Below are 748 nucleotides of genomic sequence, written 5' to 3'. Positions count from 1 at the left end.
CCCACGAAACCCTGACTCCCACAAGGAAGGTCGATCCATGAACAACCCCTTCGACGATGATGACGCCCAGTTCTACGTCCTGATCAACGACGAGGGCGAGCACTCCATGTGGCCGATCTTCGCCACCGTCCCCGGCGGCTGGAGGATCGCCTACGGCGCCGCCACCCGCACCGCCTGCCTCGACTACGTCGAAACCCACTGGCTGGACATGCGCCCCAACTCCCTAATAGCCGCCATGCACCCCGAATCCAACTGAATACGCGGGGCGGACCGGCCACATCCCCTGCCGCCGGCCCGCCCCGCCCGCCACTTCGAAACCCAGATTTCGCCGTGCCCGAGCCGCCGAAATCGGTTGGGCGGGCGGGAGCTGATCCCCCGGTGGATTCATCGACGAAGACGCTGGCCGGTAGCGGTAGTCCCGCGATGGCGAAATTGCTGCCCTCGTCCTTCTTCTGGCTCGTCCACGAAAGTGGGATGATAGACGGCATGACAACCCGCCGAATCTCCCTGACTCTGCCCGAGGACCTGCTGGCTGCCGCCAAGCGTGCGGTGGCGGCGGGCCAGGCCCCTTCGGTGTCGGCGTATATCGCGGATGTCGCCGAAGTGGGTGCGACGCGTGACCTTTTCGACCGAGCACCCGCCAAACCGTCGCGCCAGATCGATGAGTGGCTGGCCGAGGTGATGCGCGGCACGCACACCGCTGTGTAAGTCCGCGCCGAGGCACGTTCGGCGAAAACGTGCGAACTAT

Annotated in this window: 2 protein-coding genes; both read left to right on the top strand. The window is 65.5% G+C overall.

The genetic code is table 11. The features are described from left to right. Nucleotides 1-37 precede the first annotated feature (37 nt). A complete protein-coding gene (locus tag LKE06_RS03380; protein ID WP_227997136.1) occupies nucleotides 38-256 on the top strand; it encodes an MbtH family protein in 219 nt (72 codons plus the stop codon). 122 nt (nucleotides 257-378) lie between these two features. Then, nucleotides 379-708: a hypothetical protein gene (locus LKE06_RS03375; protein WP_227997134.1), complete on the top strand. Its 330-nt coding sequence runs from the start codon at nucleotides 379-381 to the stop codon at nucleotides 706-708. Nucleotides 709-748: the final 40 nt, after the last annotated feature.

The organism is Nocardia australiensis, from assembly GCF_020733705.1.
Lineage (GTDB): Bacteria > Actinomycetota > Actinomycetes > Mycobacteriales > Mycobacteriaceae > Nocardia > Nocardia australiensis.
This window is presented reverse-complemented; position numbering and strand designations above follow the sequence as displayed.